This is a genomic window from Rhodoferax sp. ZS1R8, from assembly GCF_056521325.1.
Genome location: NZ_JBWMBA010000098.1, coordinates 1 through 1,293 on the forward strand (window position 1 = coordinate 1; position 1,293 = coordinate 1,293).

At 60.6% G+C, this 1,293-nt stretch carries 1 pseudogene; it reads right to left on the minus strand.

The annotated features are described in order from the left end of the window. A pseudogene (locus tag AC097P_RS24110) lies at nt 1-1,293 on the minus strand (methyl-accepting chemotaxis protein); the annotation flags it as partial.

Sequence of the window (1,293 nt, forward strand, 5' to 3'; positions counted from 1 at the left end):
ACTTGGGCGTAGCCTTCCTGACTGGGGCTAACTGATTCGGCGCTCTGCGGCTCATCGGCGCGGCGGCATGAGGAGTGTTAGGCGCGAAGCCCCCCGCGCCTTGCGACAGCTTGAACACCGCCACCGTGCCAACCAACTCCTGAGCCTGGGATTTGAGGCTTGATGCCGCTGCCGCCATCTCCTCCACCAGCGCCGCATTCTGCTGCGTCACCTGATCCATCTGTTGCACCGCCTCACCGATCTGCGCCACGCCCTGGCTTTGCTCGCTGCTGGCTGCGCTGATCTCACCCATGAGGTCGGTCACGCGGCGGATGCTGCTCACCACCTAGGTCATGGTGCCACCGGCCTGATCGACCAGGACCGTACCTTGTTCGACCCGCTCCACGCTGGCGTTGATCAGGCTCTTGATTTCCTTGGCGGCCTCCGCACTGCGTCCGGCCAGGCTACGGACTTCCGAGGCCACCACCGCAAAGCCGCGCCCCTGCTCGCCCGCCCGCGCCGCTTCCACCGCCGCGTTCAAGGCCAGGATGTTGGTCTGGAAAGCGATGCCGTCAATCACGCTGATGATGTCGCTGATCTTTTTGGAGCTGTCGTTGATGCCTTTCATGGTCTCCACCACCTTGGCCACGACTTCACCGCCTTTGATGGCCACGGTGGACGCACTCTGGGCCAGCTGGTTGGCCTGGCGGGCGTTGTCAGCATTTTGTTTGACGGTGGAGCCGAGTTGCTCCATCGAGGCTGCCGTTTCTTCCAGCGCGCTGGCTTGCTCCTCGGTACGCTGGCTCAGGTCGTTGTTGCCCTGGGCGATTTCGGCGCTGGCGGTGGCCACACCTTCAGAACCTTGGCGCACCGATGACACGACGTTACATAGTGACTGCTGCATAGCCAACATGCCCGCAATCACGCTCTGTTCTGCACCTGATGGGACTTGGATGTGGGTCGTTAAATCACCGGCAGTGATCGCTCCGGTGATGGCCAAAACCTGATCAGGCTCCGCACCCAATTGGCGCACTATGCCGCGCACAATCAGCGCGCCAAAGACTGCTGCAAAGACAAATCCGCCGAGCATTGACAAAATAGACAACATCCTCAGCTCAGCCGCCCGGGTTACAGAGGCCTCATAGTCTTGTTTGGCTACATCCAGCTGCAGCGTTGTCAGCTTAGTCAAGATGTCCAGTGCCTTCGGCGACAACGGGCTTACTCCCTCTTTGTAAATTTTTAGCGCTTCCTCAACATTCTGGGCCTTCAGCGCTTCATTCATGGGGAGGACGCCCTCACGCACATAGGTGGCGC